The organism is Paraeggerthella sp. LCP19S3_G8, from assembly GCF_052119225.1.
GTDB lineage: Bacteria > Actinomycetota > Coriobacteriia > Coriobacteriales > Eggerthellaceae > Paraeggerthella > Paraeggerthella hominis.
This window is the reverse complement of record NZ_JBQKFQ010000002.1, coordinates 178344-194437: the sequence shown is the minus strand read 5'-3', so window position 1 is coordinate 194437 and position 16094 is coordinate 178344. Positions and strand designations below refer to the sequence as shown.

General features: G+C 64.5%; 7 protein-coding genes. 5 read left to right on the top strand and 2 right to left on the bottom strand.

Annotated features, from left to right (window positions below; genetic code table 11):
- Positions 1-34: 34 nt before the first annotated feature.
- The 4 genes from rpoB to glmM all read left to right on the top strand — a co-directional run bounded on the left by rpoB (position 35) and on the right by glmM (position 10063).
- The gene (gene rpoB, locus ACTQZK_RS02710; protein ID WP_114567895.1) at positions 35-3571 is read left to right on the top strand and encodes a DNA-directed RNA polymerase subunit beta; all 3537 of its coding nucleotides are present in this window, start codon (positions 35-37) and stop codon (positions 3569-3571) included.
- On the top strand, positions 3572-7978 hold the full coding sequence (locus tag ACTQZK_RS02705; RefSeq protein WP_441898342.1) for a DNA-directed RNA polymerase subunit beta': 4407 nt from the start codon (positions 3572-3574) through the stop codon (positions 7976-7978). It abuts the gene before it with no gap.
- Between the two features lie 141 nt (positions 7979-8119).
- Positions 8120-8620: a phosphoribosyl-ATP pyrophosphatase gene (locus tag ACTQZK_RS02700; RefSeq protein ID WP_441898341.1), complete on the top strand. Its 501-nt coding sequence runs from the start codon at positions 8120-8122 to the stop codon at positions 8618-8620.
- 108 nt (positions 8621-8728) lie between these two features.
- On the top strand, positions 8729-10063 hold the full coding sequence (glmM, locus tag ACTQZK_RS02695; RefSeq protein WP_441898339.1) for a phosphoglucosamine mutase: 1335 nt from the start codon (positions 8729-8731) through the stop codon (positions 10061-10063).
- A 119-nt stretch (positions 10064-10182) separates the two neighbouring features.
- Here the strand turns inward: glmM and ppk1 are convergent, their stop codons facing one another.
- Complete coding sequence (gene ppk1 / locus ACTQZK_RS02690; protein WP_441898517.1) at positions 10183-12807, bottom strand: polyphosphate kinase 1; 2625 nt, start codon at positions 12805-12807, stop codon at positions 10183-10185.
- A 201-nt stretch (positions 12808-13008) separates the two neighbouring features.
- Entirely contained in the window at positions 13009-13932 is a 924-nt protein-coding gene (locus tag ACTQZK_RS02685; RefSeq protein ID WP_441898337.1) for a Ppx/GppA phosphatase family protein, read from the bottom strand.
- A gap of 228 nt (positions 13933-14160) precedes the next feature.
- On the opposite strand from ACTQZK_RS02685, the gene ACTQZK_RS02680 reads away from it, so the two are divergent.
- Positions 14161-15903 (top strand): polyphosphate--AMP phosphotransferase, encoded by a 1743-nt coding sequence (locus ACTQZK_RS02680; protein WP_114567901.1) that lies wholly within the window; start codon positions 14161-14163, stop codon positions 15901-15903.
- Positions 15904-16094: the final 191 nt, after the last annotated feature.

Below are 16094 nucleotides of genomic sequence, written 5' to 3'. Positions count from 1 at the left end.
TTTTTGCGGGTGCACATGAAGGAGGAAAAGCCTCGTGGCTCAAGGAAAAACGACTGATCAGACCAGCCTTTATAGGGATCGGCGAAACTTCGCCAAGATTCCGGACGTCATGGACGTCCCCAACTTGATCGCTATCCAGACGGATAGTTTCGAGTTCTTCAAGGGCGAGGGCCTGGCGCAAGCGTTCCGTGACATCAGCCCCATCGAGAACAACACGAAAGATATGTGCGTGGAGTTCGGCAAGCACGAGTTTGGCGAGCCGAAGTACTCGGTTGACGAGTGCAAGGAGAAGGACGTCTCCTACCAGGCGCCGCTGTTCGTGGAGATCCGCTTCATCAACCGTGAAACGGGCGAAATCAAAGAGCAGGACGTGTTCATGGGCGACTTCCCGCTCATGACCCCGCGCGGTACGTTCATCATCAACGGCACCGAGCGCGTCGTCGTCAGCCAGCTGGTCCGCTCCCCGGGCGTGTACTTCGCCTCCGAGCGCGACAAGGCGTCTGACAAGATGCTCTACAACGCCAAGGTCATTCCCAGCCGCGGTGCGTGGCTCGAATTCGAAACCGACAAGCGCGACATCCTGTCCGTGCGCATCGACCGCAAGCGCAAGCAGCCGGCTACGCTGCTCGTGCGCGCCCTTGGCCTGGCCGAGACGCGCGAGGAGATCATCGAGCTTCTGGGCGCCGACGAAATGGTGCTGCGCACGCTCGACCGCGACCCCGCCACCACGAAGGAAGAGTCGCTCATCGAGCTGTACAAGCGCTTCCGTCCCGGCGAGCCTCCCACCATCGACTCCGCCCGCACGCTGCTCGAGGGCCTGTTCTTCAACCCGCAGCGCTACGACCTGGCGAAAGTCGGTCGCTACAAGATCAACAAGAAGCTGGGCTTCGATCCCGACTACGAGGCTTCCACGCTGACCGACGACGACATCGTGAAGACGATGCAGTACATCGTCGCACTGCATGCCGGCGTCGAAGGCGTGCAGACCGACGACATCGACCACTTCGGCAACCGCCGCATCCGCACCGTGGGCGAGCTGATCCAGAACCAGTTCCGCATCGGCCTGTCCCGCATGGAGCGCGTCGTCCGCGAGCGCATGAGCATGCAGGAGCCCGACGAGATCACGCCGCAGTCGCTCGTGAACATCCGCCCCATCGTGGCGGCCATCAAGGAGTTCTTCGGCTCCTCGCAGCTGTCCCAGTTCATGGACCAGACCAACCCCGCCGCCGGCATCACGCACAAGCGCCGTCTGTCGGCCCTCGGCCCGGGCGGCCTGTCCCGCGAGCGCGCCGGCTTCGAGGTGCGCGACGTGCACACCTCCCACTACGGCCGCATGTGCCCCATCGAGACGCCTGAAGGCCCGAACATCGGCCTCATCGGCTCGCTGGCCACGTACGCTCGCATCAACCCCTACGGCTTCATCGAGACGCCGTATCGCCGCATCGTCGACGGCAAGGTGACCGACGAGATCGACTACCTGACCGCCGACGAGGAGGAGAACTACACCATCGCCCAGGCGAACGAGACGTTCGACCTCGAAACGCGCGAGTTCGTCACGTACGCCGAGGACGGTTCGTTCACGGTCGACAAGAAGGTTCTCTGCCGCACGAAGGACGCCGCCGGCGTCTTCGGCGAGCCCGACGAGGTGCCGCCCGCGCAGATCGACTACATGGACGTGTCCCCGCGCCAGATGACGTCGGTCGCAACGTCGCTCATCCCGTTCCTCGAGCACGATGACGCGAACCGCGCCCTCATGGGCTCGAACATGCAGCGCCAGGCCGTGCCCTTGCTGCGTCCGAGCGCGCCGCTCGTGGGCACCGGCATCGAGCACCGCATCGCGGTCGACTCCGGCGAGATCCTGGTTGCCCAGAACCCGGGCGTCGTGGACTACGTCGACGGCCAGACCATCATCATCCTGAACAACGACGGCGAGTACGACGAGTACCTGGTGCCGAAGTTCCAGCGCTCCAACCAGAGCGGCTGCATCAACCACCGTCCCATCGTGCGCAAGGGCGACGAGGTCCAGGCCGGCGACGTGCTGGCTGACGGCCCGTCCTGCGACGGCGGCGAGCTGGCGCTGGGCCAGAACCTCATGGTGGCCTACATGCCGTGGGAAGGCTACAACTACGAGGACGCTATCATCGTGTCCGAGCGCGTGGTGGCCGAGGACCTGCTCACGTCCATCCACATCTCCGAGTACGAGGTGGATGCCCGCGACACGAAGCTGGGACCCGAGGAGATCACCCGCGAGATCCCGAACATCTCCGACGACATGATCGGCGACCTGGACGCCGACGGCATCATCCGCGTGGGCGCCGAGGTGTTCCCGGGCGACGTGCTGGTGGGCAAGGTCACGCCGAAGGGCGAAACCGAGCTCACGGCTGAGGAGCGCCTGCTGCGTGCCATCTTCGGCGAGAAAGCCCGCGAGGTCCGCGACACGTCGCTCAAGGTGCCTCACGGCTCCGGCGGCCGCGTCATCGGCATGAGCCGCTTCAGCCGCGACGCCGGCGACGAGTTGGCTCCGGGCGTGAACGAGCTCGTTCGCATCTACGTGGCTCAGAAGCGCAAGGTTCAGCAGGGCGACAAGCTGTCCGGCCGCCACGGCAACAAGGGCGTTATCTCCCGCGTGCTGCCGGTCGAGGACATGCCGTACCTCGCCGACGGCACCCCCATCGACGTCATCCTGAACCCCCTGGGCGTTCCGTCCCGAATGAACGTGGGCCAGCTGCTTGAGAACCACCTGGGCTGGGCCGCGAAGTGGGGCTGGTCCGACGAGGAGGAGACCGAGGAGGTCGTGGAGGGCCCGATGCACGTGGCCACGCCCGTCTTCGACGGCGCTACGGAGAAGGAGATCTCCGACGCCATCGAGAAGGCGAACCGCAACCTCATCAACTACAACCATTACAAGTACGGCGAGAAGGCCCGCGACGAGTTCGTGCCGCAGCTTTCCCGCACCGGCAAGACCTGGCTCTACGACGGCCGCACGGGCGAGAAGTTCCGCGAGCCCATCACGGTTGGCCAGAGCTACATCCTGAAGCTGGGCCACATGGTGGACGACAAGATCCACGCGCGTTCGACCGGCCCCTACAGCCTGATCACGCAGCAGCCTCTGGGCGGTAAGGCCCAGTTCGGCGGCCAGCGCTTTGGCGAGATGGAAGTGTGGGCGCTGTACGCGTACGGCGCTTCCAACGTGCTCCAGGAGATCTTGACCGTGAAGTCCGACGACACCGCCGGCCGCGTCAAGTCCTACGAGTCCATCGTCAAGGGCGAGAACATCCCGGCTGCCGAGGTGCCCGAGAGCTTCAAGGTTCTGGTCAAGGAAATGAAGTCGCTCTGCTTGAACGTGGAGCTTGAGGGTCACGACCACCAGACGATCGACGTCACCAAGGACATCGACCGCCAGGATGACGGCGACCGTGCGCTGTACGAGGCCATCGCGGCCGACGCGCGCAAGACGGAAGAGGACGACGCGGCGAACGCTCTCGACAGCATTGCCGCTGAGCTGGGAGAATTGATGGGCGAAAGCAACAACGACACGAACGACCTCATCGGTGAAGGAGAGGAGCGATAAATGACGACGGAATTCGACGTTAACAATTTCGACGCTTTGCGTATCTCTCTGGCCAATGCCGAGGACGTGCGCAGCTGGTCGCGCGGCGAGGTCAAGAAGCCCGAGACGATCAACTACCGCACGCTCAAGCCGGAGAAGGACGGCCTGTTCTGCGAGAAGATCTTCGGCCCCACGAAGGACTGGGAGTGCGCGTGCGGCAAGTACAAGCGCGTCCGCTTCAAGGGCATCGTCTGCGAGCGCTGCGGCGTGGAAGTCACGCGCAGCAAGGTTCGCCGCGAGCGCATGGGCCACATCGAGCTGGCCGCGCCCGTGAGCCATATCTGGTACTTCAAGGGCAGCCCGAGCCGTCTGGGCTACCTGCTGGACATCCCGCCGAAGGAGCTGGAGAAGGTTCTGTACTTCGCCTCCTCCATTATCACGTCGGTTGACAAGGAAGCTCGCGAGGAAGACGCCGACGAGCTGCGCGACGAGCTGGCCGCCGACCTCGAAGAGCTGGACGCCGAGCGCGATCGCCTCGTCGAGGCCACGCGCCGTCTGTCCGTGGACTACGTGCCCGAGGACGACGATTTCGTCGACGACATCGACGAGGACGAGCGCATGACCGCCGAGGAGGTCGACGAGGAGATCGCCGACATCTACGAGGAGTTCAACGAGCGCAAGTCGCTGCGTCAGGACGCCTTCGACGCCTTCATGAAGGTCGAGCCGAAGCAGCTCGTGCCGGACGAGGCCCTGTATCGCGAGATGCGCCTCAACTACCGCGACTACTTCACGGGCGGCATGGGCGCCGAGTCCGTGCGCGACCTGCTGGACGCCATGGACCTTGCGGCCGTGTCCGAAGAGCTGCGCGACACCATCGCCAACGGCAAGGGCCAGAAGCGCGCCAAGGCCATCAAGCGCCTCAAGGTGGTCGACGCGTTCCTCAAGTCCGAGAACAAGCCGTCCGACATGATCCTGGACGTCATCCCGGTCATCCCGCCCGACCTGCGCCCCATGGTGCAGCTCGACGGCGGCCGCTTCGCCACGTCGGACTTGAACGACCTGTACCGTCGCGTCATCAACCGCAACAACCGTCTCAAGCGCCTGTTGGACCTGGGCGCTCCCGAGATCATCGTCAACAACGAGAAGCGCATGCTGCAGGAGGCCGTCGACAGCCTGTTCGACAACGGCCGCCGCGGCCGCCCCGTCACGGGCCCGGGCAACCGCCCGCTGAAGTCGCTGTCCGACATGCTCAAGGGCAAGCAGGGCCGCTTCCGCCAGAACCTGCTGGGCAAGCGCGTCGACTACTCCGGCCGTTCGGTTATCGTCGTCGGCCCGCAGCTCAAGCTGCACCAGTGCGGCCTGCCGTCGCAGATGGCGCTCGAGCTGTTCAAGCCCTTCGTAATGAAGCGTCTGGTGGAGCTTGAGTACGCCGCCAACATCAAGGCTGCGAAGCGCGCTGTCGACCGTGGCGCCAGCTACGTGTGGGACGTGCTGGAAGAAGTCATCACCGAGCATCCGGTGCTGCTGAACCGCGCGCCAACCCTGCACCGTCTGGGCATCCAGGCGTTCGAGCCGGTGCTGGTCGAGGGCAAGGCCATCAAGCTGCACCCGCTGGTCTGCACCGCCTTCAACGCCGACTTCGACGGCGACCAGATGGCCGTGCACGTGCCCTTGGGCGCCGAGGCCCAGGCCGAGGCCCGCGTGCTCATGCTGTCCGCCAACAACATCAAATCCCCGGCTCACGGCCGTCCGCTGACCGTGCCGACGCAGGACATGATCATCGGCCTGTACTACCTCACGGCCGCTCGCGACGGCTTCGAGGGCGAGGGACGCGCGTTCATCGACTTCGCTGACGCGCTGAACGCCTACGACGCTCGCGCCGATCTTGACCTGCAGGCCAAGATCTGGGTGCGCCTGAGCAAGGACACCCAGGTGGCAACGGCTTTCGGCAAGTTCGAAGAGCACAAGGCCGGCGAGCGCATCGAAACCACCATCGGTCGTATCACGTTCAACAACGTACTGCCCGACAGCTACCCCTTCTTGAACTACGAAATGAACAAGAAGGAGATCAGCCGTCTGGTGGAGGACGTCTGCAGCCGCTACGAGCTGTCGAAGGTGCCCGCCATCCTCGACGGCCTGAAAGACGCAGGCTTCCACTATGCCACGCGCGCTGGCGTTACCGTTTCGGTGTACGACGCCACCGTGCCGCCGCAGAAGGGCGAGATCCTGGCTGCTGCCGACGCGAAGGTCGCGGCTATCGACGAGGACTACGAGATGGGTCTCATGAGCCCCGACGAGCGCCACAAGCAGGTCGTCGACATCTGGAACGAAGCCAACGAGGCGGTCGGCGACGCGATGGCCGAGAACTTCGACAAGTTCAACCCCATCTACATGATGGCGTTCTCCGGTGCACGAGGCAACATCAAGCAGATCCGCCAGCTGGCCGGTATGCGTGGCCTCATGTCCGACCCGAAGGGCGAGATCATCGACCGACCCATTAAGGCGAACTTCCGCGAGGGCCTGTCGGTGTTGGAGTACTTCATCTCGACGCACGGTGCTCGTAAGGGTCTGGCCGACACGGCTCTGCGTACCGCCGACTCGGGTTACCTGACCCGTCGTCTGGTGGACGTGGCGCAAGACGTCATCATCCGCGAGATCGACTGCGGCACCACCGACGGCGTGCCCTATCCGCTGCACAACGACAAGGGCGAGGTGGACGAGAACCTGATCGGCCGCTGCCTGCTCGAAGACGTGAAGGGCGCCGACGGCACCGTTATCCTTGCTGCGGGCGAGTACATGACCAGCATGGACCAGCTGCGCGCCATGGACGCTGCGGGTGTCGAGGAACTGATCATCCGCACGGTCATGACCTGCCATGCCGACCAGGGCGTATGCCAGAAGTGCTACGGTTGGGACCTTGCTACGGCGCGTCCGGTGAACATCGGCACGGCGGTGGGCATCATCGCCGCCCAGTCCATTGGCGAGCCGGGCACCCAGCTTACCATGCGTACGTTCCACACCGGCGGCGTCGCAGGCGAGGACATCACGCACGGTCTGCCTCGTGTTCAGGAGCTTTTCGAGGCGCGCAAGCCGAAGGGTCTTGCCGTGCTGGCCGAGATCTCCGGTACGTTGCAGATCTCGGGCGACAAGCAGTTCAAGACGCTGACCATTCATGACCAGCAGGGCAACTTCCGCGAGTACGTGGTAAGCGCCCGCGCCCAGATGCTTCCGGGCGTGAGCGACGGCTGCCAGGTCAAGGTGGGCCAGCAGCTGACGAAGGGTTCCGTGAACCCGCACGACCTGCTGCGCCTGACCGACCCGAACACCACGCTGCGCTACATCGTGAGCCAGGTCCAGGGCGTGTACGTGTCCCAGGGCGTTGACATCAACGACAAGCACATCGAGGTCATCGCGCGCCAGATGCTGCGCAAGGTGGCCGTGCTCGACGCGGGCGATTCCGAGCTTTTGCCGGGTCGCCAGGTCAACCGCTTCGAGTTCGAAGGCGTTGCCAACGCGCTTATCGCCGAAGGCAAGGAGCCGCCCGTGGGCCAGCCGCTGCTGCTGGGCATCACGAAGGCTTCGCTGGCCACGGATTCGTTCCTGTCCGCCGCATCGTTCCAGGAGACCACGAAGGTTCTCACGGACGCTGCCATCGAGGGCAAGATCGACCATTTGGCCGGCCTGAAGGAGAACGTCATCATCGGCAAGCCGATCCCGGCGGGCACGGGCCTGACGCGCTACCGCGAAGTGGGCCTTACCTACAAGGGCCGTCCGGTTTCCGGCGTGGCGGGCGAGACGCTTCCCGACTTCGCTCCGGATGCGTTGCGCGAGATCGAGGAGCTGCTGCCGCAGCCGCAGGATTGGTCGCTTGACGGCGACGGCTACCTCAACATGGGCTCGAATTACGGCAGCTACTACAGCGGCCTGTCGCTGGGCCATCGCGGTCCGCAGCTGTCCGACGAGGATGCGCGCCTGTACATCTACGACGACCTGGGCGTGTCCCAGCGCTGGGCCAACAAGTTCAGCGAGGCCGGCATCGAGACGGTGGCCGATTTGGTGGGCCACACCGAAGAGGACCTGCTGCGCATCGAGGGCATTGGCGTGAAGGCCATCGAAGAGCTGAAGGAGGGCTTGGAGGAGCGCGGTTTGACGCACGTGATCGAGGACGATCTGGCGGCTACGAGCGACGACATGTCCCAGCTGCTCGACATGGTGTTCAGCCCGGACGACACCGTCCTCATCGGCGGCGACGAGCCTGCCACCTTCAACACCGAAGGCGAGGACATGCTGGGCGAGGCTTTGCCGCCTCGTTCCTACCAGCGCAACCTGGAGGAATTGGATGCGCTGCTGGGTTCCGTGGGCTCGCTGGGCTTCGGCCTGACGGGCAAGGAGGAAGAGGAAGCCTCCAACGCGGACGACGTGGAGTAACAGCTGCAAGGGGCGCGCTCAGGCGCGCCCCTTTTGCATAGGCCCGTGCTCGGGTTGGGAGATGCAGCGTTTCGGCGCTGCAGCGCGTTGCGCATGCCCCGCGACCGAGCATGTCGGCGAATCGTCGAGAAAGGTTGCCCAGTGTCACATAAGACCTACATTCCGGCTGGCGAAACGCCGCCGGCTTCCCCTATAGGCGCAACGCTCGAGTCTTTGAGCGGCGCCATCGCCGCGCGGCGCGAGGCGGGGGAGGAAAGCTACACGCACCGCTTGCTTTCCGGTTCCGTCGACGACGTGCTGAAAAAGATCATGGAAGAGGCGGGCGAAGTTGCGCTCGCGGCCAAAGACGTGGAGTCTTGGGCATGCTCGTCGCTGGCTGCTGCGCTGGCATGCCAGGCGGATTCGGTGCAGGAAGAGGAGGCGACGTCGCTTGACGTGGACCTTCCGACGGAGTATTCCGACGCCGTCGACCATCTGCGCTACGAAGCGGCCGACGTGGTGTACCATCTGTTCGTTCTGCTTGAACGCTACGGCATCGACCTGGACGAATTTGCAGCCGAACTCAACAACCGCATGACGGACGAGGAGCGCCCGTGCGGCGGCGTTCGCCTGCACGAAGCGTTCGTGAAAAGGGGAAAGTAAGCGGTCCCGACGGCCTTGCGGCTATCGAAGCGGTCCGGCGGCGCGGGCTTCCGACCTCCGACCTTGCTGACCTTTGCTGAACCTGTTGGACTAGAGAGGGACATCATCATGGCACGACTATTCGGAACCGATGGCGTTCGCGGCATCGCCAATACGGAACTCACGTGCGACCTGGCTTTCAAGCTGGGGCAAGCCGCCGTGGCGTTTCAGGGGAAGACCATTTTGATCGGCAAGGACACCCGCTTGTCGGGCGACATGCTGGAGTCGTCCGTTGCTGCGGGCGTCATGTCGATGGGCGGCACGGCGCTGTTAGCGGGGATCATCCCCACGCCCGCCATCGCGCTGCTGGTGCGCGAGCTGCACTGCGACGGCGGCGTGGTCATTTCCGCTTCCCACAATCCGCCGGAGTACAACGGCATCAAGCTGTTCGACGCCCAGGGCTTCAAGCTGCCCGATGCGGTGGAGGACGACATCGAGGCGTTCGTGGTGCGCGGCGGCGCGGCGGCCGAGGAGCTGCCGGCGGGCGATGCCGTGGGCGTTTCGCTGCCGGTCGAGGATGCGTGCGAGCTCTACATCGCCCACGCCGTGTCCACGGTGACGCGCGACGGGATTGACCTGGCGGGCTTGAAGGTGGCCCTTGACGTGGGGCATGGGGCTTCGTGCATGACCAGCGCCGAGGCGCTGCGCCGTTTGGGCGCCGACGTGGTGGTCGTCAACGAGGACTTCGACGGAACCGACATCAACGTGCAGTGCGGATCGACGCATCTGGGTCCCGTGCGCGATCTGGTGGCCGAGATCGGAGCCGACGTGGGCATCGCGCATGACGGCGATGCCGACCGCGTCATGTTGGTGGACGCGCAGGGCAACGAGATCGACGGCGACGTGGTGGAAACGGTGTGCGCCATCGACCTGAAGCAGCGCGGCCTGCTGCCCGGCAACACGGCCGTGTCCACGGTCATGTGCAACCTGGGCCTCACGCATGCGCTGCGCGATGCGGGCATCGAGCTTATCCAGACGAAGGTGGGCGACCGCTACGTGCTGGAGGCCATGCGCGAAGGAGGGTTCGTCGTCGGCGGCGAGCAGAGCGGCCACATGATCTTCCTCGAGCACAACTCTACGGGCGACGGCTTGGTGACGGCGCTCCAGTTCTTGGCCGCCTGCAAGCGTGCCGGGAAATCCGTCGAAGAGGTCGCCTCCGTCATGACGCGCTTCCCGCAAACCCTCATCAACGTGAAGGTGCAAGACAAGCATGCCGTGGACGACAACGACGCCGTGCAGGCCGCCGTCCGCGCTGCCGAAGACGCCCTGGGCGATTCCGGGCGCGTGCTGCTGCGACCCTCCGGCACCGAGCCGGTGGTGCGCGTGATGGTGGAGGCTGCAAGCGCTGAAGACGCCGAACGTCATGCGGCGGCGATCGCCGCGGTGGTCGAGCGCGAGGTGTAGCGCTTTTTGTTGCTGCGAAAAGAAACCCGCCAGGCGGGTTTCTTTTTTAGCGCGCCGAGCATGACGCGCGTTTCCAGCGGGCGAACGTCCCTAGCGCCGCGCTTGGCGTCGGGAAGCGGCTACTTTCTCACGAACAGGCTGAGGAAGCGCACGAGCAGGCTCGGCTTCTTCTTGCCGGCCGCTGTTGCCGCTACGATCTCCTGATGGGAGGCCGACTCGTCGCCCTCGTTTGCGGGCGGCTCTATCGCATCCGCTTCGAGCGCTTCCGCCCGCTCCGCTTCTTCGGTCGCAGCCGCGGCTGCCTCGACCTGCTCCTCGGCCTTGACCGCTCGCACCGCCTCGGCGGCCTGGGCTGCAGCGCGCGCCGCCGCCTCGGCGGCGAGTTCGGCGGCCTTGTTCGCGGCAGCTGCGATGACCTCGGCCTCCCGGGCCGACGCCTGCGCGTCGGGCATGGTGGGGGCTGCGGGGTGCTCGTCGTCCTCCGCGGGCGCGGCGGCTTGGCGGTTGGGGGCCGCATCGGGCGCGGACTCGTCCCGCGCCGCCATCCTGCGACGGGTCGCGTCGCGCGCCGCTTCGTCCTCGGCCGCTTCCAATCGGCGCTTCTGCGCCTGCTTGATGAAGAACTCCTGCGACTCGAACAGCGCGGTCTCGCCGTTGTCGTCCTGTTTGGCAAGCGATCCGAGCGCCGTGTAGCTTTTATCGGGCAGCAGTTCGCGCAGCTTCGCCGTGTCCGCCATGCTGACGTCCAGATATCCCAGGATCTGCTCGCGCAGCTCTTCGTCGAGCACGGGCCATGCGATCTCGATGCGCTTGTCCATGTTGCGCGTCATGAGATCGGCGCTCGACAGGTACAGCTTCATGTTGTCGCGCGGGCCGAACCCGTAGATGCGGCTGTGCTCGAGCAGGCGCCCTACGATGGACACCACGCGCACGTTCTCGGTGAATCCCTCAAGTCCGGGCACGATGCACGAGATGCCGCGCACGAACAGGGTGACCGGAACGCCCGCCTGAGACGCCTCGACCACCTTCTCGATTACGTCTTTGTCGGTGACGGAGTTGGTCTTGAAGAACAGGCCGCACGGCTCGCCTGCGCGAGCGCGCTCCATTTCCCGGTCGATGCCGGCAAGGATCATCGGCTTGATCTGCAGCGGGGCAACCCACATGATGTCGTAGTTGTCCGACGTGTTCTCAAGCGCCATGTTGCGGAAGAACTCGGTGGCGTCGCGGCCGAACGTCTCGTCGGTGGTGATGAACGCCAGGTCGGTGTAGAGCTTCGCCGTCTTCTCGTTGTAGTTGCCGGTGCCCAGCTGGGTGATGTGCTGCAGGCCGTGCTCGGTTTGGCGGGTGATGCAGCAGATCTTCGAGTGCACCTTGAAGTCGCGGAACCCGTAGATCACCTTGCATCCGGCCTGCTCGAAGCGCTGCGACCACTCGATGTTGTTGCTCTCGTCGAACCGCGCGCGCAGTTCGAACAGCGCCGTCACCTCCTTGCCGTTCTCGGCTGCCGCGATGAGCGCTTCGGCCAGGTGGGATTGGCTTGCCAGGCGGTACAGCGTGATCTTGATGGAAATGACGCTTGGGTCGTTGGCGGCCTCGCGCAGAAGCTGCACGAACGCGTCCATCGTCTCGTACGGGTAGGACAGCAGCACTTCCTTCTCGGTTACCTGGTCGATGACCGGGCGGTTGCGGTCAAGGCATCCCGGCCACTGCGGCGTGAAGGGCACGTTCGTCATCTTGGCGCGTTCCTTCTCGGGCAGGCGGCTGCCCAGCCCCCAGGTGAAGCTCATGTCAAGCGGTACCGACGTGACGAATGCCTGGTGAGATTTCAGTCCCAAGCGCTTGAGCAGCAGCTTTTCCAGGGTTGACGAAAGGGGTCGCTCGCTTTCGAGGCGCACGGGAGCCAGGCGCGCGCGCTTCTTGAGGATGCGCTTCATGTGCTCGCGGTAGTCCTCGTCGCTTTCGTCGGTGCCTTCGGTGGCGTCAAGGTCGGCGTTGCGCGTCACGCAGATCACGTTGGTGTGCTTGACGGCGTACATGCTGAAAATCTCGGACGCCACCATCTCGATGGCGTGCTCCAGCAAGATGAACTGCAGCCCGTCGCCCGGCAGCTCGATGACGCGCGCGCATTGCTTCGGCATGGGCACCAGCCCCAGCGTCACGCCTTCGGCTCCAAGGTTTTTCGCCTTGTCGGGCTTGGCCGCCTTGTCCGCGCCCTTCGCCTTCGCGGTTTTCTTGCCCAGGTTGATCTCCTCGTTCAGGCGCACCACAACGTACAAGGCTCCGTTTTCAAGATGCGGAAACGGGTGACGCGTGTTGATGATCTGCGGAGACAGAAACGGCAGGACGTTTTGCTGAACGTGGCGCGACAGGAAGGCGCGCTGGTCGTCGGTGAGGTCTTCGGGGCGCAGGTGGCATACGCGGCGCTCGCGCAGCAGGCGGCGAACCTCCTCGAAGGTCCGTTCCTGGATGGGGTAGAGCTCGCGGCAGCGCGCGTAGATCGCGTCGAGCTGCTCGGCGGGCGTCATGTTCGACTTCGAGTCGATGATGTGCTTTTTCACCAGGGCCAGGTCGGTCAGGCTGCCCACGCGCACCATGAAGAACTCCTGCAGGTTGCTCCAGAAGATGGAGATGAAGTTCAGCCGCTCGAGCAGAGGCACCGTTTCATCGGCTCCTTGGTCGAGCACGCGCTCGTTGAACGTGAGCCACGACAGCTCGCGGTTCTGCAGGTAGGGCGCCGCCTGCATGCGCTCGTCCGCAACGCCGTCCGCGGCGGATGCATGGGCGGCTGGCTCCTGGTGGTCGGGAACGGCCGGGCTTGTCTTCGGATGGCCCGCACCCTGCTTGGGGGTGGTTTCGATCGACGGCTTCTTGCTTGCTTCCATGAGCTTCCCTTCCCGTACGTTCCGTCAACGTGCGCTGATGCGCGTGATGGCGAATCGGTTCCTTTAGAGCAGCATGCGTTCGATCAGGTATCCTTCGCGAACGCCGTATTTGCAGATTTCCAGGCGCTGCGCGCCGAAGGCGTCGAACAGCGCATGGAGAATGATGCAGCCCGGTACTAACGTATGCACGCGCTCGGCAGAGGCTTTGAGCGCGGCATGGGCAAATGCGTCGGGGTCGATACGGCACCACTTCAGTATCGCATGAATATCGTCGCGCGTCATGGTTTTGGGCCGGGTTGCCGAGCCTGTGGCTTGTTGCAGCATCTTGGCGGCGGCGCGCGTGCTGCCGCCGATGCCGTACAGGGTGTCCGCTCGGTACGCCTCAGGGTGCGGCAGCTTGTCCAGATGGTCGCGCAGCGCGCGTTCGATGGCGCGCATCTCGGGGTCTGCGGGCAGGATGGCGCGCACGTAGCGCGCGAACGACGAGAGCGACCCTTGCCCCAAGCTGACGTTGTCGAAGTCGCGGCCGTCCTCGATGCGCGTGAGCTCGGTCGATCCGCCGCCGATATCCACCAGGGTTCCGCGAGCGACCGCTCGATCGCAGGTGGCTCCGACGAATCCCAAGTGAGCTTCGTCTTGCGCGGAAAGCAGGGATATGGGCAGCCCGGTGCGCTCCTCGATCTCGGCTACGGCCTGGTTGCAGTTCGAGGCGTTGCGCAGCACGGCGGTGGCGAACACCTCGAGCTTTTTGCAATCGAAGTACCGCGAGCGCTTCGCGTGGCCCTTGAGCACGTTGACGGCCCGGTCGATGCCCGCCTGGGTGAACGCGCCGTCAACGACGTAGGCGGAAAGGCCGGCCATCACCTTGTCGTTGATGAGGCTTTTGAAATCCTTGTTCGTGTACGTTTCCCGGCGGTCGTCCTTCACTTCGTATATGACGAGGCGAATAGAGTTCGATCCGAGGTCAATTACTCCGTAGTTGGGCATGATGGCTTCTTCGTGGGTCGTTCGGCCGCTGCGGCAGGCGCCGCGTAAGCGACGTCGTGCGCCGCGCCGCGCTGGTTGGTCATTGATTCCATTGTAGGCAAACCGTGGCTGGCCGCAAAGCGCGCTCGCGAACCCGGCACCAAGATTTTACCTTGAGTTGATGCAGCGGAACGGCCCGATTTCCCGCTGTGCTATGATGGGGTGCACCCCCGGAGAAAGGATGCGCGCATGCTGGAGACCGTCGATTTCTCGCTGGAAGCCCTGCCGAAGGACGAGTACAAGCTGCGTCGCGACCAGCTCATGGACCGGCTTGTGGTGCTGCAGCAGCAAGCGCGCACGCAGGGCGTGGGCCTCGTGGTCTTGTTCGAGGGCTGGGACGGGGCGGGCAAGGGCAGTCGCATCTCCGATCTCCTCTATCATTTGGACGCACGCGCGACCAGCGTGCACGTTACGGAAAACCTCGACGTCAAGGCTGCGCGGACCTTTGCGGGCGCACCGTACGGCGTCACGGGATTCTACCCGATCATGCAGGAGTTCTGGCAATCGCTCGGCATGCGCGGCACCACCACGTTCTACGACCGCGGCTGGTACACCGCCGCAGTCCAGCACATGCTGTACGCCGAATACGGAAGCCTGACCATGGCCCAGGCTGAAAAGGCCACGGGCAAGCGCAAGGCCGTGGCTGCCGCCATGGCCGAGGCGCGCGACGAGCGTCACATCAGCGCGCTGCGCCGCCACCTTACGTCGGCGGCCGACTTCGAGCGCCAGCTGGTGGACGACGGCTATCTGGTGGTGAAGTTCTTCGTGCACGTGACCAAGGAGGCGCAGAAGAAGCGCCTGACGCGCTTGCACGACGATCCTGCCACGCGCTGGCGGGTGAGCGAGGAGAAGCTTGCGCGCATAGGAAACTACGAGGAGGCCTACCGCCTGTACGACAACCTGCTGGAAGGCAGCGACTTCGCGTACGCTCCCTGGCATCTGGTCAACGGGGAGGACAAGCGCCGCGCGAACCTGCAGATAGCCGAAACGCTGGCGGACGCGCTGTCCGGCGCGCTTGCCGCGCAGCCCAACGCCGAAGCTGCTGCGGCGGCAGCGAAGGCGCAAGCCAATTCGGCGGGCGCTTTGGAGGAGGCCCCTCTGTTCGGCCGCGCGCCGGAAGAGGAGGCCCGCATCTTGGCTGCCGCGCAGAAAGAGGCTGACGAGGCCCGCGCCCGCGCCCCTCGCGCCTCGCGGTTTCGCCAGGTGGACGACCCTCCCGCGCTCGATCGGGTCGACCATGGCCTCGCGCTGGATCCGATGGCCTACAAGGAGCAGCTCAAAGCCCAGCAAGATCGTTTGAACAGGCTGGAAATGGAGATGTACCAAAAGCGCATCCCGCTCATGCTCATGTACGAAGGATGGGATGCGGCGGGCAAGGGCGGCAACATCAAGCGCGTCGCCCAGGCGCTCGATGCGCGCGCCTACACCATTTTCCCCAGCCCGGCTCCCACGAAGCCCGAACTGCTGCACCCGCATCTGTGGCGGTACTGGACGCGTCTGCCGAAGGCGGGGCACGTGGGCATCTACGACCGCAGCTGGTACGGGCGCGTGCTGGTCGAGCGCGTGGAGGGATTCGCTTCGCCCGCCGAATGGACGCGCGCGTACGACGAGATCAACGAGTTCGAGCAGGAGCTCGTGCGCTGGGGCGCCATCCTGCTCAAGTTCTGGGTTGACGTGAGCCCGGAAGAGCAGCTGCGCCGCTTCCATGAAAGGCAGAACGATCCGGCCAAGCAATGGAAGATCACCGACGAAGATTGGCGCAACCGCGACAAGCATCCGCAGTACCAAGCTGCGGTCGAGGACATGTTCCGGCTGACTTCGACCCCCTTCGCTCCGTGGATCGTTCTGGAAAGCGACGACAAGCGTCATGCGCGCGTAAAGGCGCTCAAAATTATCAACGACGCTCTGGAAGCTCGCTTGCGCGAAGCCTGAGATCGCGTTACTATGGTCTGCAGCCATTAACGCCGATTGCGCGCTTTCGCGCGCTTGATTTAAGGGGAAGACATGACTCTGTTTGGAATGACCGTGCCCATGGAGGCCATCTGGGTCGTCGTTGCGATCATCGTGCTTATCATCGTCGTCTTCATTGCGAAGGGCTTTATCGACGAGATGAAGAAGTAGCT